Source organism: Ensifer sp. B1-9 (assembly GCF_050474445.1).
Lineage (GTDB): Bacteria > Pseudomonadota > Alphaproteobacteria > Rhizobiales > Rhizobiaceae > Ensifer.
This window is the reverse complement of the sequence record NZ_JBCHVG010000017.1, coordinates 1-19,407: the sequence shown is the minus strand read 5'-3', so window position 1 is coordinate 19,407 and position 19,407 is coordinate 1. Positions and strand designations below refer to the sequence as shown.

Annotated in this window: 25 protein-coding genes and 1 pseudogene; 12 read left to right on the top strand and 14 right to left on the bottom strand. The window is 57.9% G+C overall.

Annotated features, from left to right (window positions below; translation table 11 throughout):
* Positions 1 to 44: 44 nt before the first annotated feature.
* From ACQ5BM_RS28135 to ACQ5BM_RS28120, 4 genes and pseudogenes are all read right to left on the bottom strand, one after another.
* Positions 45 to 260, bottom strand: a complete 216-nt coding sequence (locus ACQ5BM_RS28135; RefSeq protein WP_429818403.1) for a hypothetical protein — start codon at positions 258 to 260, stop codon at positions 45 to 47.
* 26 nt (positions 261 to 286) lie between these two features.
* Positions 287 to 556 (bottom strand): hypothetical protein, encoded by a 270-nt coding sequence (locus ACQ5BM_RS28130; protein ID WP_429818401.1) that lies wholly within the window; start codon positions 554 to 556, stop codon positions 287 to 289.
* A gap of 522 nt (positions 557 to 1,078) precedes the next feature.
* Positions 1,079 to 2,278, bottom strand: coding sequence for an IS256 family transposase (locus ACQ5BM_RS28125; RefSeq protein WP_429818399.1), 1,200 nt, complete (start codon positions 2,276 to 2,278; stop codon positions 1,079 to 1,081).
* A gap of 236 nt (positions 2,279 to 2,514) precedes the next feature.
* Positions 2,515 to 2,729: pseudogene (locus ACQ5BM_RS28120) on the bottom strand (hypothetical protein); the annotation flags it as partial.
* A 153-nt stretch (positions 2,730 to 2,882) separates the two neighbouring features.
* On the opposite strand from ACQ5BM_RS28120, the gene ACQ5BM_RS28115 reads away from it, so the two are divergent.
* The 7 genes from ACQ5BM_RS28115 (at position 2,883) to trxC (ending at position 10,099) form a co-directional block, all read left to right on the top strand.
* Entirely contained in the window at positions 2,883 to 3,449 is a 567-nt protein-coding gene (locus ACQ5BM_RS28115) for a hypothetical protein (RefSeq protein ID WP_429818397.1), read from the top strand.
* Positions 3,450 to 3,815: 366 nt separating this feature from the next.
* A complete protein-coding gene (locus ACQ5BM_RS28110; protein WP_429818395.1) occupies positions 3,816 to 6,485 on the top strand; it encodes an erythromycin esterase family protein in 2,670 nt (889 codons plus the stop codon).
* A 99-nt stretch (positions 6,486 to 6,584) separates the two neighbouring features.
* Complete coding sequence (locus ACQ5BM_RS28105) at positions 6,585 to 6,908, top strand: hypothetical protein (protein WP_429818393.1); 324 nt, start codon at positions 6,585 to 6,587, stop codon at positions 6,906 to 6,908.
* Positions 6,905 to 8,050 (top strand): lysylphosphatidylglycerol synthase transmembrane domain-containing protein, encoded by a 1,146-nt coding sequence (locus ACQ5BM_RS28100; protein ID WP_429818391.1) that lies wholly within the window; start codon positions 6,905 to 6,907, stop codon positions 8,048 to 8,050. Before ACQ5BM_RS28105 ends, ACQ5BM_RS28100 begins: the two co-directional genes overlap by 4 nt.
* A gap of 609 nt (positions 8,051 to 8,659) precedes the next feature.
* Positions 8,660 to 9,046: a DUF302 domain-containing protein gene (locus ACQ5BM_RS28095; RefSeq protein WP_429818389.1), complete on the top strand. Its 387-nt coding sequence runs from the start codon at positions 8,660 to 8,662 to the stop codon at positions 9,044 to 9,046.
* A gap of 295 nt (positions 9,047 to 9,341) precedes the next feature.
* The gene (locus tag ACQ5BM_RS28090; protein ID WP_429818388.1) at positions 9,342 to 9,656 is read left to right on the top strand and encodes a hypothetical protein; all 315 of its coding nucleotides are present in this window, start codon (positions 9,342 to 9,344) and stop codon (positions 9,654 to 9,656) included.
* Positions 9,653 to 10,099 (top strand): thioredoxin TrxC, encoded by a 447-nt coding sequence (trxC, locus tag ACQ5BM_RS28085; RefSeq protein WP_429818386.1) that lies wholly within the window; start codon positions 9,653 to 9,655, stop codon positions 10,097 to 10,099. Before ACQ5BM_RS28090 ends, trxC begins: the two co-directional genes overlap by 4 nt.
* On the opposite strand, the gene ACQ5BM_RS28080 is transcribed toward trxC, so the two are convergent.
* The 7 genes from ACQ5BM_RS28080 to ACQ5BM_RS28050 form a co-directional block, all read right to left on the bottom strand.
* On the bottom strand, positions 10,078 to 10,455 hold the full coding sequence (locus ACQ5BM_RS28080) for a hypothetical protein (protein WP_429818385.1): 378 nt from the start codon (positions 10,453 to 10,455) through the stop codon (positions 10,078 to 10,080). The genes trxC and ACQ5BM_RS28080 overlap by 22 nt on opposite strands.
* Before the next feature lie 163 nt (positions 10,456 to 10,618).
* Positions 10,619 to 10,912 (bottom strand): hypothetical protein, encoded by a 294-nt coding sequence (locus tag ACQ5BM_RS28075; RefSeq protein ID WP_429818384.1) that lies wholly within the window; start codon positions 10,910 to 10,912, stop codon positions 10,619 to 10,621.
* 119 nt (positions 10,913 to 11,031) lie between these two features.
* Positions 11,032 to 11,256, bottom strand: a complete 225-nt coding sequence (locus ACQ5BM_RS28070) for a molybdopterin-dependent oxidoreductase (protein WP_429818382.1) — start codon at positions 11,254 to 11,256, stop codon at positions 11,032 to 11,034.
* A 65-nt stretch (positions 11,257 to 11,321) separates the two neighbouring features.
* Complete coding sequence (locus tag ACQ5BM_RS28065; protein WP_429818692.1) at positions 11,322 to 11,651, bottom strand: hypothetical protein; 330 nt, start codon at positions 11,649 to 11,651, stop codon at positions 11,322 to 11,324.
* A 265-nt stretch (positions 11,652 to 11,916) separates the two neighbouring features.
* A complete protein-coding gene (locus ACQ5BM_RS28060) occupies positions 11,917 to 13,281 on the bottom strand; it encodes an ATP-binding protein (protein ID WP_429818381.1) in 1,365 nt (454 codons plus the stop codon).
* Entirely contained in the window at positions 13,278 to 13,949 is a 672-nt protein-coding gene (locus ACQ5BM_RS28055; RefSeq protein ID WP_429818679.1) for a response regulator transcription factor, read from the bottom strand. The genes ACQ5BM_RS28060 and ACQ5BM_RS28055 overlap by 4 nt, the downstream gene beginning before the upstream one ends.
* Entirely contained in the window at positions 13,946 to 14,338 is a 393-nt protein-coding gene (locus ACQ5BM_RS28050) for a PepSY domain-containing protein (RefSeq protein ID WP_429818379.1), read from the bottom strand. The genes ACQ5BM_RS28055 and ACQ5BM_RS28050 overlap by 4 nt, the downstream gene beginning before the upstream one ends.
* An 84-nt stretch (positions 14,339 to 14,422) precedes the next feature.
* On the opposite strand from ACQ5BM_RS28050, the gene ACQ5BM_RS28045 reads away from it, so the two are divergent.
* Both ACQ5BM_RS28045 and ACQ5BM_RS28040 read left to right on the top strand, forming a co-directional pair.
* Positions 14,423 to 14,698 (top strand): PepSY domain-containing protein, encoded by a 276-nt coding sequence (locus ACQ5BM_RS28045; protein ID WP_429818377.1) that lies wholly within the window; start codon positions 14,423 to 14,425, stop codon positions 14,696 to 14,698.
* A 1-nt stretch (position 14,699) separates the two neighbouring features.
* Positions 14,700 to 15,284: a cytochrome b/b6 domain-containing protein gene (locus ACQ5BM_RS28040; protein ID WP_429818375.1), complete on the top strand. Its 585-nt coding sequence runs from the start codon at positions 14,700 to 14,702 to the stop codon at positions 15,282 to 15,284.
* An 88-nt stretch (positions 15,285 to 15,372) separates the two neighbouring features.
* On the opposite strand, the gene ACQ5BM_RS28035 is transcribed toward ACQ5BM_RS28040, so the two are convergent.
* The 3 genes from ACQ5BM_RS28035 to ACQ5BM_RS28025 form a co-directional block, all read right to left on the bottom strand.
* Positions 15,373 to 15,735, bottom strand: a complete 363-nt coding sequence (locus tag ACQ5BM_RS28035) for an EF-hand domain-containing protein (RefSeq protein WP_429818373.1) — start codon at positions 15,733 to 15,735, stop codon at positions 15,373 to 15,375.
* Between the two features lie 319 nt (positions 15,736 to 16,054).
* Positions 16,055 to 16,483, bottom strand: a complete 429-nt coding sequence (locus tag ACQ5BM_RS28030) for an ArsR/SmtB family transcription factor (protein ID WP_429818371.1) — start codon at positions 16,481 to 16,483, stop codon at positions 16,055 to 16,057.
* Positions 16,480 to 17,118, bottom strand: coding sequence for a peroxiredoxin (locus ACQ5BM_RS28025; RefSeq protein ID WP_429818369.1), 639 nt, complete (start codon positions 17,116 to 17,118; stop codon positions 16,480 to 16,482). The genes ACQ5BM_RS28030 and ACQ5BM_RS28025 overlap by 4 nt, the downstream gene beginning before the upstream one ends.
* A 132-nt stretch (positions 17,119 to 17,250) precedes the next feature.
* On the opposite strand from ACQ5BM_RS28025, the gene ACQ5BM_RS28020 reads away from it, so the two are divergent.
* Genes ACQ5BM_RS28020 through ACQ5BM_RS28010 form a run of 3 tightly spaced genes read left to right on the top strand, consistent with a single transcriptional unit; the run spans position 17,251 to position 19,060 of the window.
* Complete coding sequence (locus ACQ5BM_RS28020) at positions 17,251 to 18,189, top strand: MBL fold metallo-hydrolase (RefSeq protein WP_429818366.1); 939 nt, start codon at positions 17,251 to 17,253, stop codon at positions 18,187 to 18,189.
* A 5-nt stretch (positions 18,190 to 18,194) separates the two neighbouring features.
* Positions 18,195 to 18,626 carry a YeeE/YedE family protein gene (locus ACQ5BM_RS28015; protein WP_429818364.1) on the top strand — a complete coding sequence of 144 codons (432 nt, stop codon included), beginning with the start codon at positions 18,195 to 18,197 and terminating at the stop codon, positions 18,624 to 18,626.
* Positions 18,626 to 19,060 (top strand): DUF6691 family protein, encoded by a 435-nt coding sequence (locus ACQ5BM_RS28010; RefSeq protein WP_429818362.1) that lies wholly within the window; start codon positions 18,626 to 18,628, stop codon positions 19,058 to 19,060. Before ACQ5BM_RS28015 ends, ACQ5BM_RS28010 begins: the two co-directional genes overlap by 1 nt.
* Positions 19,061 to 19,407 lie beyond the last annotated feature (347 nt).

The following is a 19,407-nucleotide window of genomic DNA, read 5'->3' as shown; positions in this document are numbered from 1 at the left end:
CTCCACTGCGTTCCGGTATCGGTCCATCGCTGGTGGCGGAAGCCTCAGCCTCTCCCTCGGAAAGTCATGGTCTTCTTCCTGTTGCGGAAGATTTCCTGTACGGCATCGAGTTCGTCCATGCGGCCCATTTCAGAGGCTTGCTGGCAAATCCGCCGCATCTCATCAGCAAGGACATAGGGATCGGAAGAGAAGCTCTCCGGCAGCTTGATCGGGGTCCTTGTGCCGCCACCGATCTGTTCAATCCAAATCTCGTGAGCCATGGTCCATCTCCGGTAACATTCTCCGCTTAGTTTCGCCTGGGTGACGCCTCAATCGCATCGAGCAACCTATTGCCGATCTTCCGTGACGCTTCGAAATCGGTGCGATTGGCGGCGCTCATGTAGCGCAAGAGAACGGCTTCGAGATAGTCGACATACAGGACGGCCCTTTGCCGGTTGGCGATTCGGCTCGTCGCCTGCAATGCGAGCTGCCTTCCGGCGAAGAGATCGATCCGCGCATCAACTGCCAGAAGCGCACGAAGCTGTATAACAGCGGCGGTTGACGAAACATCGCGCATGATAACCCTCATCCGCGGCTTGTTGGTCGACGAGTAAAACAATCTTAATCCCGCGCGAAAGGTTGGCCACGACAGCAATCACGGCACCCCAGACGCGCACTGCCCTTCAACGAAGATGAGCAAACTCAACATCTCAATTATAAAGATAGCGCGGTACACCGAATTCGCATTGACGCGTCTCAATGTCGAACCTTGATTGTGCCTCCACAACGCCAACATCGCTGCCGGTTCAACCGAATGGCAGATCTGCTCTAAATCGAAGCTGTCAATCCGTTTCGCGTACGCGCCCATCGCCGGGTAACCTCGTGATCATCACGCCGGCAAACCCTTGATCTTTACCGCTGCAAGGCGACACCAAAAAACGGCTGCGCAAAATCGCAACCAGCTGCAAGGAAGATCTCCGTCACATCGTTGAGGTCTAACCAATGGCTATAGCAGACCGGCCGAACAACGATCGCGTCTTTTGGAGTGGTGTAGCTCGGCTTGGTGATCGCCGTGCTTTCCGGCTGAGCCGGGAAAGGGTCAGCGAGCCGCAGCAGGCAGGCTGATGAGGGGATCATCGCTCATTTGTGCGATGGTCTCAAGGGTCATGTATCGGGATCGCTGAACGGCCCATTCGTCATTCTGTTCGAGCAACAGCGCACCGACGAGCCTGACGATGGCGTCGTCGTTGGGGAAGATGCCAACGACATCAGTGCGTCGCTTGATCTCGCCATTGAGACGCTCAATGGGGTTGGTGCTGTGCAGCTTGGTCCAATGCTGCTTTGGGAATGTCATGTAAGCCAGCACATCTTGCTCGGCATTGTCCATGAGGTTTGCGAGCTTTGGCACTTTCGGCCTGATCTGATCGGCAACGCTGCGCCACTGTGTGCTTGCTGCTTCCGGCGTGTCCTGAGCAAAGGCTGTGGCGATGAAGGCTGAGACGACCCGTCGGCCACTCTTTCCGGCATGCGCCAACGCGTTTCGCATGAAGTGCACCCGGCAACGCTGCCAAGTGGCGGAAAGAACTTTGGAGACGGCAGCTTTGATGCCTTCATGGGCATCGGAAACCACAAGCTTGACGCCGCTGAGACCGCGTCTGGTCAGCTTGCGCAGGAACTCCGTCCAGATCGGTTCGGCTTCCGATGTGCCGATCTCCATGCCCAGCACCTCGCGCCGCCCGTCAGTGTTGGCGCCGACAGCGATGATGACGGCCACAGAGACAATGCGCCCGCCGCGCCGGACCTTGAGATAGGTGGCATCGATCCACAGGTATGGCCAATCGCCTTCGATCGGCCGAGCCAGGAAAGCCTTGACCTTGTCGTCGATCTCCTCGCACAGGCGGGAAACCTGGCTCTTGGAAATGCCGCTCATCCCCATTGCCTTGACCAAATCATCGACCGAGCGGGTCGAGACACCCTGGATGTAGGCTTCCTGGATCACGGCCGTCAGAGCCTTCTCGGCCATGCGGCGCGGCTCCAGGAAGCTCGGAAAATAGCTGCCCGTCCTGAGCTTGGGGATACGCAGCTCGACGGTTCCGGCCCGCGTCTCCCAGTCCCGCTCGCGGTAGCCGTTGCGTTGGGCAAGCCGGAGTGCATTCTTCTCGCCATAGGGCGCGCCCGTCTTGGCGCCGACCTCCAGCTCCATCAGCTTCTCGGCGGCAAAGCCGATCATCTCACGCAACAAATCGGCATCGGCGCTCTTCTCAACGAGCGAGCGCAAGTTCATCATATCGTCGGTCATCAGTGGTCTTTCCATCAGGTTTGAGCTTGAACAACCCGACCCTACCGGAAAAACACTGATGATCACCCGCTGCGCCGCTCACTCCCTACAGCGCTGTTGTGGGCGCGCTCGCGAGCGGCGTAGCTACCGTCGAATTACACCTCGCCCCGGGACACGACCCGAACAACCCACAGGTATGGCGCTCCTGCGGCGCGCGATCCACAGTTGAGAATACATTCGCATTAACGGAAAGCAACCGCCGAACCGGCGAGGGAAAACGGTCCCGAAACGTCGCGGTTGGCAGCAAAGCGTGCAAGCTCTCCCGCAAACCCGTTCAGCTGATTTACTGCCGTGTTGATGGTTTCCTAGAGCCCTCAGGATTTTCAGCCGGAACCGTAACGGTGATTTTCTTCGACAAATCGCCCGGGGCAACCGCCGCGGCGACTTCAGCGATGTTCCGGACTTGAGCCGTCCGTCGGTCCCGACTTCTCGGCATGAATTACTCTAGGATGTCTCAGACCACGCTTCATTCGCATCACCTACGATAACTCGCCGGGTTATTGACAAGGTTCAAATCAATAAACGCCAAAACGGAGTATTGTTAAAAATAGAAGTGGAGGCTGCGATGGTCGACTTGGTACTCAGTCAGGCGCAAATTAGATCTGCACCGCAGGAAGTGAAGGAATGGTTGAGGACCATCCTTCTTGAGGAATTGGATATAGGGCTGCAACCAGTAGGCGCAGACGAAAAGGAAGCCGAAATATCTTTAACCGAATGCGGTTTCAAAGAGGCTGGCCTCGTCCTGGAACAGATACGCAATGACTATATTACCTGCCAAATTTTCTTCGAGTTAGGGCGTGACAGTCCAAGCGACCGACTAGGACAACAGAGGCTGCGCAGGATAGCCATCGCCGACATTCTTCGCCATACGCGCCTCGCAGACGCAGAGCATCTCTCCGCATCCCTCGTAAAGATCAGGGACGCTTTTCAAACTGTCTTGGGCAACGCGAATGCAGAACTCTTCGCGTTTGATCACATGGGTGGTCTCTACATTCACGGCACGACGAAAAGAAGTATCAAGGCGTTATGGCAAGCGCTGATGACCCAGCGAACATTCGATCTCTCGGAGTTACCTGGCATGGCTACTCCATCTGGCCCGACCATGCCGCTCAACTCCCGCGTTGCAACCTGAGGCTTGGGACTCAAAGTGCATCGCGCAGCCGATTGACCGTTTTGAGTCCTGCCGAGTTCATGAAAGCCATCGCCCGTGCACGCGATCCGCATGCATAGGTCCAGCTTCAAGTCGCAATCCATGGCCACCATGTGGATCGGTCGAGGCATTTCGGTTCGGTGTCACCATGAGCGCGGCAGCTGTTATGGTAACGGGAGGTGACCTCTGCCGACGCGAAGATGTCGTCGCGGGCCATGATGTACGCTGGCTATGAGACCATAGAAGTTAAGGAAACCTTTTGCTGTCGCCAATCTAGCTTCACGATTAGCACGCTTATTGATCATAGGCCCATGAGGGTTTGATCTTCATCAATGAACCAAATCTCCAATGATCCATGCTGTTGTTATGGAGAGGTATTTTAAATTTCTGGACAGAACTGATGCGGGCCGGCAGTTAGCGGCCCGAGTGGCTGCGATGATGCCTGATCGTCCGGTCGTTTACGCCTTGCCGCGCGGTGGCGTGCCGGTAGCCTTGGAGATTGCGCGGTCGCTTCACGCACCTCTCGATCTTGTTCTGGTGCGCAAGATCGGCGCGCCGGGTGCGCCCGAAGTGGCGGTCGGAGCCGTTGTCGAAGGCAAAAGTCCTCAGACCGTCATCAACGAAGACGTGCGACGGGCGACTGGCGCCAATGACGCCTATCTCGATCGTGCGCGTCAGCGCGAGCTTGCCGAGCTTGAGCGACGCCGCGCCCTGTATCTTGGGAGCCGTGGGCGACTGGAGCCGGCCGGGCACACTGCCATCGTCGTCGATGACGGTCTTGCCACGGGGGCTACAGCGAAGGCAGCGCTCATCGCGATAAAGAGACAAGGCGCCGCCAAGATTATTCTCGCCATTCCCGTTGCGCCGGAAGAAACACTCGCGGAAATGGGGGAGCACGCGGACATTGTCATATGCCTGCATCCCGCTCCTGATTTCCCAGGCGTTGGCTCGTTTTACAGCGATTTTCATCAGCTCACCGATGAAGAGACAATCGGATTGCTGCGGCAAGGGTGGGGTGAAGATGGTGGCACAGCGCATGATCTCGACAGACGGAAGATTACTATCCCGCCGCTTGGACTGGCCGGCGATTTATGCGTCCCGGCGGACCCGCGGGGCATCATCCTGTTTGCTCACGGCAGTGGCTCGAGCCGTCTCAGCCCGCGAAACATCGACGTTGCCGACCGACTGAATGCCGAGGGCTTTGCAACTCTTCTTGTGGATCTGCTGACGGCGGATGAGGCAAGCGACCGCCGAAATGTCTTCGACATCCCATTGCTCGCGGAGCGTCTGCTTGAAGGCGTGATCTGGATAGGGGCCGAACCGGATATCGCCGATCTGCCGTTGGGTCTCTTCGGCGCCAGCACCGGCGCGGGAGCAGCATTATTGGCTGCGGCGGAACTTGGAGACCGCGTAGCGGCGGTGGTCTCGCGCGGTGGACGCCCTGATCTTGCAGGCCCACGTCTGGCAGAGGTCAAAGCACCGACCCTGCTCATTGTAGGCGGCAACGACCAGCAGGTCCTAACACTAAACGGCAAGGCGCTCGCTGCGCTCACATGCGAAAAGCTGCTGAGAATTGTCGCCGGTGCTACCCATTTGTTCGAGGAGCCGGGCGCGCTGGAGGCCGTGACCGAAATGGCGAGTGGTTGGTTCCAGCATTATCTGTCGCCGCCAGCCCACAGCCACATGGCAACGCCCGCCGCAACGGAAGCGACACCGCCCGTATCCACGGCGGCTGTCATGCGGGCCGCAGCCGAGCCATTGCCTGCGCTGGATGAACCGGAATTTGCCACCGCGTTCGACCGGTTTGCCGAAGCTCGCGTGGTCCTGCTCGGCGAGGCCTCCCATGGTACGTCGGAGTTTTACCGAGCGCGTGCCGCCATCACACGTCGCCTGATTGAACGACATGGCTTTAAGATCATTGCGGTGGAGGCCGATTGGCCGGACGCAGCTGTCATTAACCGCTATGTGCGGCAAAGCCCTCATCGACCCATGAGCTCAACACCATTTAGCCGCTTCCCGACTTGGATGTGGCGCAACAAGGATGTGGACGCCTTCATCAGCTTTCTGCGCGACCACAACGCGACGACACGCCCTGAGGACAAGGTTGGCTTTTACGGTCTCGACCTCTACAACATGACGGCATCGATCTCCGCAGTGCTCGCCTACCTCGACCGCGTCGATCCGCAGGCCGCCGAGTTGGCGCGTCGTCGCTATGCATGCCTGTCACCGTGGTCGCGGGAGCCCGCAGCCTATGGACGCGCATCGTTAACGGAAGGCTATGCACTATGCGAGCAAGCGGTGATGCGCATTCTGATTGATCTGCTGCTAAAGGAGCTCCAGTATTCAGAAAGGGACGGCGCGGACTTCTTCGACGCTTCACAGAATGCCCGTCTTGTGGCCGATGCGGAACTCTATTATCGAGCGATGTATTACGGCGCGCATGAATCGTGGAATCTGCGGGACCGGCACATGTTCGACACTTTGCAGAATATCCTTAAGCAGGCAGGCTCAAAGACAAAGGCCGTTGTCTGGGCACACAATTCCCATATCGGCGATGCGCGGTTCACCGAGATGGGGTCAGAGCGAGGTGAACTGAATATTGGCCAGTTATGCAGACAAGCTTTTGGAGGCGATGCTGCCCTGATCGGCTTTGGCACACATACCGGTACTGTCGCTGCAGCCTCGGAATGGGATGCGCCGATGGAGATCAAGGCGGTACGGCCGTCTCGCCCGGATAGCTACGAGGCCTTGTGCCATGACATAGGGACGGAACGCTTCCTCCTTGATCTACGCGTCGGGGTACACGACGATCTCCGCCGCGCCATGGCTGAGCCACGGCTCGAGCGCTATATTGGCGTCATCTACCGGCCTGAAACGGAGCGATGGAGCCATTATAGTTTCGCGTCGCTGTCTGACCAGTACGATGCCTTCGTGTGGCTCGACAAGACGAGCGCGGTGATCCCTTTGCCGACACAGGTGACCACCGGAGAGGATGAGACGTATCCCTTTGGGCTCTGACCCAATGCAGGCCGCCAAGCAAGTTGTTGTGCGGCTCCCTGTCCAGTCGACCTGATCGTTCTCTTTTCCGTCTTCGCCGCGTTGATCGCGACGGCACGCATGTATCCGCGGCTTGACGCTGGTCATAGGGTCGAAACCAGCAACTTTATCGCCGCTGAAGTGAAAAAAGAGGCGACCTCCTGCAAACAGGAACGGAGGATATCCGTGATGAGCAGAAGATGGACCATCAACATCGATGCATCTGAAAAGGCGGGTGATGCAGCCAGGACGATATTCCAGAACGCCCGCGCTAATCCTAAAGGCGGTGCAGCCCTGCGGCCCGCCCGAGAAACAGCGGAGTCCCTCGACCTCGCGGTGCTGACCCGCAAGGAGAAACAGACGCGGCTACGGGAAAACCTCATGACCTGGGGGGAGTTGACTTGAGCGATACGAGCGTGGGGCAACGCCGCCAAGACGCAGCGACGTCGGTTGAGAGGCAAGGAAATTCTGAACCACTGCCTGGACTTGCTGATGTTGAGCCAGGTGGAATCGGTCTCGTTGCCGGTTGGCTTTCCGGCATTTTGATTCTGGGCGTCTTCATCAGCTTCACTCTTCATTTCGGCGATGTTGCGGTTTTTCTGTCCACCCTGAGATCCGCCGACCCAATCTGGCTTGCCGCGGCCGCCGCTTGTCAGGGCGCCACTTACGCTTGCGCCGCAGCAGTGTGGTTCCGCGTGCTTTCACGCGCTAAAGTGAGGCAGCCTTTCGCTGGTCTGTTCAGGCTCGCGGTCGTCCAACTCTTTGCCAATCAGGCGCTTCCCTCTGGCGGACTGAGTGGCGCAGCAATCGTTGCGCGTGGGCTCGCTCAGCGCGGAGTATCCTCTTCGCTTGTTACGACATCACTTTTGGTCGGTGGGTTTTCATACTACGCGAGCTACCTGATGGTCGGCCTTTTAGCCTTCGTGATCTTGTGGCACAGCGGTGATCTTGGCGCGGCCTGGCTTCCCCTTGCGACAGCATTCAGCATCGTTCTGCTTGCTCTGGCGGGGACAGCGTTCCTACTGATCCGGCGGCAGGGGCGAATTGTTCCGAAAACGGCACTAGGGTGGGCGCCGGCGGCAAAGCTGGCCGCTATACTCGGCAGCGCCCATACTGACATGCTTCGCGATGGGAGACTTGTCCTTGAAGCATTCTCCTTTCAGATCGGCATATTTTTGCTGGACGCGGCGACCCTCTGGATCGCCGCTCGCTCGGTCGGCCTCACGGTCGATCTCATCAGTGCCTTCTTGAGCTTCGTGCTGGCATCTGCGGTGGCAACGCTCTCGCTAGTTCCCCTTGGCCTTGGCACCTTCGAGGGGACCTGTACAGCCCTGCTCCACATCATGGGAAGCGGTATCGAAGGCAGCCTTGCCGCCACGCTGATCCTGCGTGGCTTCACACTATGGTTGCCCATGGTGCCGGGTCTTTGGCTGATACGAAGCGAGATGAACCAGAAGGACGCCTCCACTCCCGAAAGCAACAACACAGGCGACCCCGGTCCCGATCAATACGTCGCCGGCGGAGACGGTCAACGAAGATCAACATAGCCCTTGGCCCAATCTCTTGCGCACAGAGCCGGAAAACTCATCGGTGGCAGGACTGCAGCACCTGTAAGACCAAGGGGCGTCTTTAACAGAAGTTTGGAAAATACAGTTCGTTCGCGGACCACTCGGTTGAAGCAGGGACTGGGTCGTCGCGCGAATTCGACAGGTGACACCGTCTATGATCCCGATCTACCCGCCTCCGGGCGAACAATAAATGACCCGGCACGAGCGCTCATTGCGTAAAATCCGATAATCTCGAAGTGCAATGGCTTCCGGAGACGCGCGCCCATCGGATCATCTGTCCGCAGCTCCGCTTCTGCAGGCCGAACTCGGTGGCGTGGTCGCGGTACTGGCAGGGGCTTCATCCTCGGCGGTGTCGCGGGCGAAGCATTCGGCGCATTCGTCGCAGCACATCTTTCCGCCAGGAACGGCGTGCTCAATAGACTGTTCACCTCACTGATCTTCGTGGTCGCGGGCTACATGATCCATAGGGGCGTTGGCCAGATTGCTGCGGCTTGATCCGCACGCGTCCCAAAGCGTGCATACTTCAGTCGTTCAACCGTTGCTGAACCGGGCTGAAATGCACCGACGAAACCGACGAAAGGAAGTCCAATGAGCTACTATTTCGCAAAAACATTGTCGTGCGATTTTGACGAGGCCGTGAATAGAACGATGGAAGCGTTGAAGGCCGCTGGCTTTGGCATCATCTCCGAAATCGACGTCAAGGAGACGCTCAAGAAGAAGATTGACGTGGACTTCCGTCCTTATCGAATCCTTGGCGCTTGCAATCCGCGCATGGCCTATGAGGCGCTCAACATCGAGGATAAGGTCGGGACTATGCTGCCGTGCAACGTCATCATACAGGATACTGGTGGCGGCGAGATAGAGGTCGCCGCCATTGATCCTCTCGCCTCAATGCAGGCGATCGGCAATCCAACGCTTTTGGAGACCGCCAAGCGGGTGCGATCGATGCTGGAGAGCGTCGTTGACGGACTTTGAACGGTCACTGCACTTATCATAACAGCGCAAGAAAACCAGCGCCATTCGTTGTCGGCCAGAGGCCTCGGTTCACCGTTGATGTCGATCAATGACGAATGGCGGTCAGCGACTTAGCATTGAGTTTCATCGAGCCGGAGCACAGCGATGTACAAGGCCTCCATTCTGGTAGTGATGCCCTTGGGATGTGGCCAGGGCAGGCGCTTGCCGATGACGACTTCGGACCGCGATGGGGTTGGCGACAGGGTCCTGGCCCTGGAATGATGCAACGTCTCGGCGCTATACCAATGACGACGGCATGATCAGCGATGACGAAGCCGCCGCCGAGGTGGAATCGGTGTTCGCCGCGATGGACGGTGATGACGACGGTGAGTTGACCGAGGACGAACGTATGAGCGTGCGCATGGGACCCGGAGGAGACCTCACTGCAGCACGGCAAAAGCAAGAACGCAAGAATACCCGGTTCGGTGAAATGGACGACGACAAGAACGGCAAGATCAGCAAGATGGAGTTCATGGCGGCCGGCAAGGCCCGCTTCGAAGCGGCCGATACTGACAAGGATAGCCTGATGAGGCCTTGGGAATTTCGTGCGCAGCAAAGGAATTTGATGTGAGTGCGGTCAAACACGTTGTATGTCCTCATTGTACTGCGGTGAACCGGCTGGCGGCAAACCGTGATGCGGGGTCGGGTAAGTGCGGCGTCTGCAAGCAAGTGTTGTTCGACGGACGTCCGGTGGACGCCAACGCGGAGATGTTCGCGCGGCAGATCAGTCGCAGCGACATCCCCGTTCTTGTTGATGTCTGGGCGCCGTGGTGCGGTCCCTGCCGGATGATGGCCCCTGCCTATGCGGAGGCTGCGAAAATACTCGAGCCGGGCATACGCGTAGTGAAGCTCAATTCCGAGGAGCATCAGCAGGTCGCCGCAGAGCTCGGCATCCGAGGTATTCCGACGTTAGTCCTTTTCCAAGGCGGTCGAGAACTGGCCCGGACATCAGGCCCTATGAATATGCGCCAAATTGTCGACTGGACCGGCGCTCACTTGTCTAATGTGCAATGATGGCTACGCGCTCTGCCCGCGCGAAGAGGACCGGCAACACGTGCGCAGCGGCAAGTGGGTAATTCACTTCTTGCCGTAACTGGCCGACAGGTATTCCACGATCTTCTGCTGATCGGCCGCCCCGATCGGCGCTCCGCATTCACCATCTTGGTGACTTCGACGCGCCAGCCCTTTTCGTCCAGCAAAGGCGAGTTCATCTGCACATAATCCAAGCTGTGGCAGGCGGCGCCATGCTCCTCTACAACCTCGAAGTTTGCGCCTGGCGCCAATTGGAACTCGGGGCCATTGGCCTTTGCCTCCAATGACAGAGCGACCAGGATGCCGGCCATCTGAAGCAATTTCCTTGAAATGTGCATGACGGCCTCCTCAAACAACCTTTAAGCCGAGCGTCTGCACGACATTGTTGTGGTATCCGGCCCCGTTGAATAGCAAGGCGTCGACCTGCGTTTGTCCCAGCTTGTTGCGGGCGCGAACCATGACGGTGACGGTGCCAGCGCGCTGCGCGGCGAGCCGATGCGTTCATTGCCGCCATGAAAAATGGCCGATGTCTTTGCCCAATTGCGTCGATGTCCAAGTCCCCCCAGCATCGACGGAGACGGCGACTTCAACGATGCCGTAGCCGCCATCCCACGCGAGGCCCTTAAGATCGATCGGCTGGCCCGCCTTGACCTCCGCCCCCTCCTCCAGGTTGGTGATCATCGAGTTTACCACCATCTCGGTGATGGGCGTGTTGACGGAACTTGGTGTCTCCTGGCTGGTAAAGCGCTCGACGACGGGAAAGAGCGATCGTGGAATCCGGTAAGCTGGATTCATCCGAAACGACTTCAATGGCTCCGCGTGTGCTTAGATCTCGATCAGATGCTTCACTCAGTAGGTGCCAGTCCAGCCTAGCACCACCAGCCGCGCTGGAAATCCGTTCCAATGCGGCAAGACTAGGCGATCAGCGTATTCGCTTTCCAGACCGGCAGACTTTTTACAAGATCGGGCGTCTTGTCATGGACCGGCCCGTCAGCACCGTTGAAAGCTATCTCGATCACGTTCTCTGAAAGACCTGCCTTGTCCAGCAGGTCCTTCAGGCGAACGCCAGCCCATTTGGCGTTCCCCATCGCGCCCGAGCCCCCACTCCACGCCAGGCACGTGCGGCTCTGAGAACCCACGGCGATTTCCTGAACATTGGCACACGGCCGCGATCTCGACCCGTTCGAAACCTTTCGTCAGGTCGTCAAGTGTGAACTCGACCTGCTGCCGCGCTGCGGGCCCACCGATCTTTCCACGACGCAGCGTCAACTTCCGGGATATCGAACAAATGATAGCGGATGAAGAAGGCGTTGTTGGGCGTGAAGGCTTCGTTAAAATAACTGATTGGGGTCTCAAAATTGGGCGGTCGAATCGTTTTCCTGATGAGAGGAACCTTGCCGGGTAGGGCTTCGAGCGCCTGAATGGCAATGGTCCCCTCCGGCAGTGCCTCGGCGCCAAAGCTGAGCTTCGAAAGCACACCGAGCCCACTGCCGACGACCAAGGCGCTCGCCCGCGACTGAAGAGGAATCAGCATAACCCGTTATCAGCATTTCGAATTAATCGAATTGCGCCACGTATCTATGATCGCGAGTCAGCGGCCTACATCGTATTGCCTCTGAGCCGATCCGACTGTTCTTCGACGAATGTGCAGCTCAATGAATCCGCTCGCGGCTTTGCCGGATACTCCACGAAGGTTCGCGCTCCCGTGTCGATGAATACCTCGATAAGCATTCCCGGCAGTAATTACTCTCTTCTAATGCCCGCAGGCATGGCCTCCGCTATTTAGCAGCAGGGGGCAATTATTGGGTGTCGCATGCATTCGGAAAGACGACCACGGCGCGAAAGCCACCTGCTTTGCGGTTCTCCAAAACAAGTTTCAGATCGTAGACGGCGGCGATTTCCGAAACGATCGCGAGACCTAGTCCGGCCCCCGGCTTCTGATGGTCTAGACGGACGCCCCGGCGCGGAAGCTCGGGCAACATTTCAGTAGATACGCCCGGGCCATCATCCTCGATGACAAGGCAACAGGAACTCGCCTGACGCTGTGCCCGTACGCTCACGAGGGCCTGAGCCCACTTGGACGCATTCTCGAGTAGGTTTCCCGTCAGCTCACGGAAATCATTAGGATCAATCGGAATCCTGAGTTCGTCGGGAATATCAACAGTCCAATCGAGACGCTCACCTGCCTCCGTATGCCCCAACATGTGGACCGTCTCTCCGATGATCCGCGCGACATGTGTGTCCCCGCTCCGCTGCTCGGCGCTGGGGGTAATTCGTGCACGGGCAAGCTCGTGTTCGACATGCGAAAGCATCCTCGTTGCGAGTTGGTCGAGCTCGTCGGCGATTTCGACTTCGCCCTTCTCCCGGAGAGTGAAGGCGGTGTTGGTGAGAACGGTCAACGGAGTCTTCAGACCGTGGGCAAGGTCACTAGCCCTACTTCTGGCCCTTTTTATCGTCGCGGCCTGACTCTCCAGCAGCTTGTTCAACTGGTTTACGAGCGGCTGGAGTTCGCGCGGATAAGGCCCTGGTAGCTGGCTGGCACGCCGATCGCGAACAGCGTCAAGATCGTGTCCAATTTTGGTGAGTGGGCGCAAGCCAATCCAAAGTTGGCCGATAGACATGACCACCAGGAGAATGGCCAGCGCACCGGTGTAGGGAAGGATATCGAACGCGAAGGCGCGACGTGCGTTATCAACCTCATCGGCGTTTACTGCCACGGCAATGCGGATAGGTCGACTACCGTTGGGCGCGGCCAGCGACAGCACACGTTCCCGCACCAAGACATCCTCACCGTCCGGACCCGCAAGGCGGTATTGGTGCATAACTCCGACCGGATGCTCCTCCTCGGGTAGTGGAAGAGCATAGTCGAAGAGCGACACGGACCGCAATTCGACCCCGCCGGTGGCGTCGTTGATTTGCCAATAGAGCCCCCCGTAAGGCAGCAAGAAGCGATTGTCTGGAGGACTTTCAGGGGGCTGGAGTTTTCCGTCCGGAGCGAAGCGGAGAATGGCGGCCAATCGGTTGATGTGCCCGGTCAATTCGTTCTGGATACGCTCGCTGTAGCTGTCGGCAAAGATCTGGATGAGGACACCGGACGCGGCGGCAAGCGAAACCGAAACGGCGACGAGAGACGTTACGATGAATCGGCTCTGCAGGGATTTCATGCTACCTCATCTGTCGCGATCTGGTAGCCGAAGCCTCTCCTGGTCAGGATCGCGTCCCTTCCGAGCTTCTTTCTCAACCGCGCGATCAGAACCTCAACAGAGTTGCTCTCCCGTTCGAAGTCCTGGGCATAGAGCTGTTCCGTCAGTTCGAGCTGGGAAGTGGCGCGCCCGCGGTTCTGCATGAGCACAGCCAGACACTTGTATTCCAATGGCGTAACGTCAACGGGCGACCCGTACACCATGACAAGGCGTCGCCGGGTATCGATCGACACCTGACCTGAGGACAGGATTGGGCCTGATTGTCCAGAATATCTACGCAGAACCGCATGGAGGCGGGCAAGTAGCTCAGCTATACGAAAAGGCTTGCAGAGATAATCATCGGCCCCGGCATTGATGCCATCGACACGCTCCTCCCAATTGCCACGGGCCGTCAAGATAATCACAGGCATCTCACAACCGTTCGCCCGCCAACGCTTCAAAATCGTCAACCCATCGAGACTGGGGAGACCGAGATCGAGGATTACGGCAGAAAAGTCTTCATGCTCACCCGCAAACAGCACGGCCTCGCCATCCTTTTCATGGGTGACGTTAAACCCAGCCTTTGTGAGTTGGGCAGATACATCGCGGGCGATAAGGGGATCGTCTTCGGCGAGGAGCAAGCGCATTATTCGTTCTCGATTTCAATAATCCTGCCTGATGTTGCATCGATCTCCACTTCGGTGACCTGACCGCCGTCGCGCAGAACCCGCAATTCGTAAATAATAGCGCCGTCATCGCGCTTGACACTGACATCGATCAATTTGCCCGGCACCCGTGAGAGCGTTAGCGCTTTCAATGCCGCCAAGGAAAGTAGCTCGCCCTTCTGAACCAAGTCGTGGAGCTGGTCGCGTGGCAAAGCTTCCTCATGTTCAGGAAACTCCCGGTTTGGATCATCGGCATGCGCCGGTGCTGTGCCGAGCAAGATGCTCAGGCAGATGAGCGGCAAGGCGATCAGGTAAGACTTGAGCATCCTTGATGGATAGCCCGGCCAAGATGACAAGAAGCTGACAATCGCCATCAGGTCACGGTCAGGTTGGGTTTTCTAGGTTTCTGCCGACCAGAAGAGCAGAACCGCTCCTGGCTTTTTAACGGAGACGAATCAATGAAGTCGATCATCCTGGCAACCCTCCTGCTCACGGCCGTCTCGGTTGGCAGCACTCGCGCTGAGGAAGACCAGAACTGCACCCAGGCACCGAAAGACAAATGGCTGAGCGAGAATAGCATCAAGGACAAGGCGAAAGCCACCGGCCTCGACGTACGCCGCGTCAAGATGGAGGGTAGCTGCTACGAAGTCTACGCCATCGACGCCAAGGGCAACAAGGTCGAGGCGCTCTTCAACCCCGAGACCGGCAGCGCCGTCGGAAATGAAAGCGAATGACATGGGTGCCTTGAATTCTAATGCGGCGAGCTTTGGCTCGCCGCCGAAAGTCACCGTTTGGGATCCCTTGGTGCGCGTGTTTCATTGGGGTTTGGTGGGGCTATTCGCCTTTTCCTATTTGACAGGCGATGAATGGAAAAGAGCGCACACCTTATCGGGATACGTGATCATCGGCCTCGTGGTCGTGCGCGTCATCTGGGGATTGGTGGGCACGCGCCACGCCCGTTTCTCCGACTTTGTCTACGGCCCTCGCGCGACGCTCAGCTTTCTGCGAGACAGCATGGCCCTGCGGGCAAAGCGCTATCTCGGTCACAACCCGGCGGGAGGTCAAATGGTACTAGCCCTTCTCATTGCGATTTCCAGTGTTGCCGCAACCGGTTACATGATGACCACCGACGCGTACTGGGGTGTGGAATGGGTCGAGGAGGCACATGAGATGCTGGTCAACCTCACCCTTGGCCTGGTCGGTCTTCACATGGCGGGTGTGTTGTTTGCAAGCATCGAACACAAAGAAAATCTTGTTCGCGCGATGATCACTGGCCGGAAACGTGCAGAGGGACAGGTAGACCCCGATAGCGGTCAGTAAGCTCACTTCGCAGCGCCTCGAGACGCTGCCCTCACCAGTTCGATTGACTCGACAGCGCGCGGTCCGGACGGCGCTGCTGATTTTTTCTTTACTGATCGCGCATGAAACCCTGCATCTCCTCGGGCGTTACCTTGCCGTCGTCGTTTGCATCGACCTTGTCGAAGATTCGCTTATTGATCGTGGTTACTTCTTCGAACGAAAGCGCACCGTCGCCATCGACATCGGCAACGGCAAACATGATCTTCATCATGTGCCCTTGCATCATGCCCTGCCGCATGCCACCCATCATGCCGTATCGCCGCGCCCCCATCATCGCACCCGGCATCATCTCGGAGTAGCCAGGTTGTTCATCCTGCTTCTCGGCCGGGGCCTGCTGGGCGAAGGATAGCGTGGGGCTGCTGGATAAGAGCGTGATGGCAATCGCCACATGTGCGAGTTTTACCGTGGTCATGTGCGTTCTCCTTTCAAATGCAGGAGATCTGCGCCAACAGACGTGGTTTCACTTCCCGCGTTGGCACGCACCTGCAATCATTCGAGACGCAACAAACTACCTCCAGAACCGAGCGTGTTCCTTGCGCTGCATCAACTGAACTCGAAACTCAGTCAGGATGGACATCTTCTGCCTTTGTCCCATTATGCCGACGCCTCGCACTCATCCGAGAGTGATGTTCTGATGTTCTAAAGATCTGATGATTTCGACGCGCGCAGCGCTGATGCGCGAAAGCGAAAATACCGACAGGTCGCTCAAGGACGAATTGGCGGCGCCGAAGCTAATCCGACGACACGATCCGGGCGAAATGGGCGGCATCGTCCCGCGCGAAGCCGGCTGGCTCCGAGGGGGGATCAGCGGCGGTTCGAATGGCCGGCTCGTCCGTGAGATCTTTTCCCGGATCGCAAAACAGCCTGAAGAGCAGCTTCATTACAGCTTGGGCGCGGCCGTCGGCGATCGAGTAGTAGATCTGACGAGACTCTCGTCGTGTTTTGACGAGACCTGCTTGTCGCAATTCGGCGAGTTGTTGCGAAAGGGCCGGCTGCTTGATGCCCAGCGCTTCCTGAATGTCGCTTACGGAGGATTCCCGCTGGGTGATGTGGCATAGCAACATCAGCCGGTTGGCATTGCTGAAGTACCTCATGAACTCGGCAGCTTCTGGCGCCTTAGCGGTGAGCACTTCGATTGGAGTTCCCGCTTCGATACTCATGTGCGCCTCTCGCGAAAATACCAACTTTCGCCCGGACGCAGCACCGCTTCGTCGAGGTCAATCGTGGGCGCGTGCTCGAGGAGAGGATCACCTACGAGCCACCCCTGCGGCGTCAACGCATTTTCTCTTTCTGCCGTCTGGATTGCGGTAACTAGACGTAACAGTTCGTCCACTGAACGACCTACATTCATCGGATACCAGACAATGGCGCGGATAATGCCCTCCGGGTCAATCACGTACGTCGCCCTGACAGCAGCACTGTTTTCAGAAGTACTGTCAATCATTCCATAGGCTTTTGCGATCGCCATTGATGGATCTTCGATGAGCGGAAACGTCACCATTACTCCGAAGCGCTCCTTGATGTCGCGGATCCAGGCGATGTGGGAGTAGAGGCTGTCGACGGAAACCCCCAACAGCGCGCAGTCGAGCTTCTCGAACTCCGGCAACGCCCGCGCAAGCGCTAGAAATTCGCTCGTACAGACCGGCGTGAAGTTCGCGGGATGGGCAAAAAAGAGTACCCACCGCCCCCGATAGGACGACAGCGTGATGGGTCCCTCAGTCGAACGCGCCGCAAAATCGGGCGCTAAGGCATTGAGGCGCGCAAACGAAATGGGATGAAGTGTCGTCTCAGTCATATCGATGTCCTGCTCGCGGCCGCCTGACCCTTGATAGCCGGTACCCGGCTCCGAATCCAGACGATGCATAATTGAATTATTACTGTAATTATGTATATATGAAATAACTCAAAGAAAAAGGATGAAGGTTCAATGACCCGCTCCGTTACGGACCACCCCTTGCTGTATGCCCGCACACTCATCGAGAATGCGCTGAACGATCCCGCGAGGCGCCCGGTTGTAAAGTCTTTTTTTGACGCCCAGACCTACACGGTGAGCCATGTCGTGCAGGATCCGAAATCGAATGCCTGCGCGATCATAGACAGTGTGCTTGACTACGACGCCGCCTCTGGCCACACGTCCGGCAATTCGACTGGGCCAGTTGTTGACTACGTAAAATCCAAAGGTCTTGAGGTTCGATGGCTGCTGGAAACCCATGCGCACGCCGATCACCTTTCAGCCGCCCCTCTCCTCCAAGCCGAAGTCGGTGGGCAACTTGCCATCGGACATGAAATTATTCGTGTCCAGGAAGTCTTTGGCAAGATTTTCAACGCGGGCACGGAATTTGCGCGCGATGGCAGCCAGTTCGACCAACTCTTCAATGATGGCGATCGCTTCAAGATTGGCGAATTGGATGCAACGGTGTTGCATGTGCCTGGTCATACGCCGGCCTGCCTCGCCTATGTTGTTGGCGACGCCGTCTTTCCGGGAGATACACTATTCATGCCGGACTACGGAACGGCGCGCTGCGACTTTCCTGGGGGCGACGCGCGTCAACTTTACCGATCGATAAGGCGCCTCATGGAACTGCCCGGCGAAGCTCGCATGTACCTCTGCCACGACTACAAGACACCTGACCGCGAGCACTATGCTTGGGAGACGACGGTTGGCGCCCAACGTGCCGTCAACATCCATGTGCATGATGGCGTCAGCGAGGATGAATTCTACAAGATGCGCACTGAACGCGACGCAACGCTTGCGATGCCGAAGCTTATTTTGCCTTCGGTGCAAGTCAATATGCGCGCAGGTCAGCTTCCGCCGGCAGAAGTCAACGGTGTGCGATACCTCAAAATCCCATTGAACGTGTTGTGAGCAAGATGAACGACATCAACTATCTGTGGCCACTGATGGGCGGCCTTCTCATCGGACTGTCCGCGGGACTGTACCTTCTGACAACCGGGAGGATCGCCGGGATATCTGGCCTTGCCGCGGCAGCAACCGGCCTGACGGGGGCAGGCTTCAGCAAGCTAGGCCTGGGATTTCTCGGAGGTATCCTCGGCGGCGCCTTAGTCGCTTCGACCTTCGTCCGAGAGCCCAACATCGAAGTAACCTCATCTGTACCCCTCCTCCTTGTCGGCGGCCTGCTGGTCGGCTTCGGCACACGCCTTGGTTCGGGCTGCACCAGCGGCCACGGCGTCTGCGGACTGGCGCGACTGTCGCCACGCTCGATCGTTGCGACATTGACCTTCATGGCGGTTGCAGCAGCCACCGTGTTCATCGTGCGTCTTTTCTCGGGAGCAATCGCCTAATGTTCACAAGAGTATTTGCGACCATCGTCTGCGGCATGCTATTCGGTGCGGGCCTTGTTGTTTCCGACATGATCAACCCTGCCCGCGTGCTCGCTTTTCTCGATATCGCCGGCGATTGGGATCCATCGCTGGCTTTCGTCATGGGCGGCGCCCTCATACCTTCAACTCTTGCCTACTTTGTCCGCGACCGATGGCAGGCCCCGCTCTTCGACGACCAGTTCCATGTGCCCGCGAAGGGGGTAGCGGATGCCCGGCTTGTAGTAGGCGCCGCGCTTTTCGGGATCGGCTGGGGCTTGGTCGGGCTCTGCCCCGGTCCTGCGATTGCCGCTCTGACGATGGGTCGATGGCAAGTAGGTCTTTTTGTTGGCGCGATGCTCACAGGAATGACCATTTATCGCTTCGCCTTCGCTCGCCTTACCCTGGCACCGCGATAATCGCATCGAAGCGATAGATCGCCAGAGATGCCGGAACCAGAAGCACCACGACAGCTCAACTGAAAAGGCCGGCCAGGCCACTACAAGATGATCCTCGAACCATTCCTGTATGCGCTCGGCGCCTTTTCCGGCGGCTTGTCGGACTGGCCCTCGGCCTGTTTGGCGGCGGCGGCTCGATTCTTGCGGTCCCGCTGATGGCCTATGTGGTAGAGGTCCAAACGTACGCATCCGAGGTGGGCCGCCTTGCTGAGAAGTGAGGCGAACTGGATGTTCTGTCTATATGGACGTCAATATAGACAGTGTGAGAACCGTGGATTTAACGATAGAGAAGCGGCCGCAAGTTAGCC

Bases quoted from the DNA above. Each gene is read 5' to 3' on its own strand.
- ACQ5BM_RS28015 (WP_429818364.1), top strand. From the start codon at position 18,195: ATGAACGACATCAACTATCTGTGGCCACTGATGGGCGGCCTTCTCATC.
- ACQ5BM_RS28025 (WP_429818369.1), bottom strand. From the start codon at position 17,118: ATGACTGAGACGACACTTCATCCCATTTCGTTTGCGCGCCTCAATGCC.
- ACQ5BM_RS28135 (WP_429818403.1), bottom strand. From the start codon at position 260: ATGGCTCACGAGATTTGGATTGAACAGATCGGTGGCGGCACAAGGACC.
- ACQ5BM_RS28065 (WP_429818692.1), bottom strand. From the start codon at position 11,651: ATGCTGATTCCTCTTCAGTCGCGGGCGAGCGCCTTGGTCGTCGGCAGT.
- ACQ5BM_RS28105 (WP_429818393.1), top strand. From the start codon at position 6,585: ATGTATCCGCGGCTTGACGCTGGTCATAGGGTCGAAACCAGCAACTTT.
- ACQ5BM_RS28010 (WP_429818362.1), top strand. From the start codon at position 18,626: ATGTTCACAAGAGTATTTGCGACCATCGTCTGCGGCATGCTATTCGGT.
- ACQ5BM_RS28090 (WP_429818388.1), top strand. From the start codon at position 9,342: ATGATCAGCGATGACGAAGCCGCCGCCGAGGTGGAATCGGTGTTCGCC.
- ACQ5BM_RS28050 (WP_429818379.1), bottom strand. From the start codon at position 14,338: ATGGCGATTGTCAGCTTCTTGTCATCTTGGCCGGGCTATCCATCAAGG.
- ACQ5BM_RS28130 (WP_429818401.1), bottom strand. From the start codon at position 556: ATGCGCGATGTTTCGTCAACCGCCGCTGTTATACAGCTTCGTGCGCTT.
- ACQ5BM_RS28035 (WP_429818373.1), bottom strand. From the start codon at position 15,735: ATGACCACGGTAAAACTCGCACATGTGGCGATTGCCATCACGCTCTTA.
- ACQ5BM_RS28095 (WP_429818389.1), top strand. From the start codon at position 8,660: ATGAGCTACTATTTCGCAAAAACATTGTCGTGCGATTTTGACGAGGCC.
- ACQ5BM_RS28125 (WP_429818399.1), bottom strand. From the start codon at position 2,278: ATGACCGACGATATGATGAACTTGCGCTCGCTCGTTGAGAAGAGCGCC.
- ACQ5BM_RS28040 (WP_429818375.1), top strand. From the start codon at position 14,700: ATGGGTGCCTTGAATTCTAATGCGGCGAGCTTTGGCTCGCCGCCGAAA.
- ACQ5BM_RS28045 (WP_429818377.1), top strand. From the start codon at position 14,423: ATGAAGTCGATCATCCTGGCAACCCTCCTGCTCACGGCCGTCTCGGTT.
- ACQ5BM_RS28080 (WP_429818385.1), bottom strand. From the start codon at position 10,455: ATGCACATTTCAAGGAAATTGCTTCAGATGGCCGGCATCCTGGTCGCT.
- ACQ5BM_RS28060 (WP_429818381.1), bottom strand. From the start codon at position 13,281: ATGAAATCCCTGCAGAGCCGATTCATCGTAACGTCTCTCGTCGCCGTT.
- ACQ5BM_RS28020 (WP_429818366.1), top strand. From the start codon at position 17,251: ATGACCCGCTCCGTTACGGACCACCCCTTGCTGTATGCCCGCACACTC.
- ACQ5BM_RS28110 (WP_429818395.1), top strand. From the start codon at position 3,816: ATGATCCATGCTGTTGTTATGGAGAGGTATTTTAAATTTCTGGACAGA.
- ACQ5BM_RS28075 (WP_429818384.1), bottom strand. From the start codon at position 10,912: ATGAATCCAGCTTACCGGATTCCACGATCGCTCTTTCCCGTCGTCGAG.
- ACQ5BM_RS28115 (WP_429818397.1), top strand. From the start codon at position 2,883: ATGGTCGACTTGGTACTCAGTCAGGCGCAAATTAGATCTGCACCGCAG.
- ACQ5BM_RS28030 (WP_429818371.1), bottom strand. From the start codon at position 16,483: ATGAGTATCGAAGCGGGAACTCCAATCGAAGTGCTCACCGCTAAGGCG.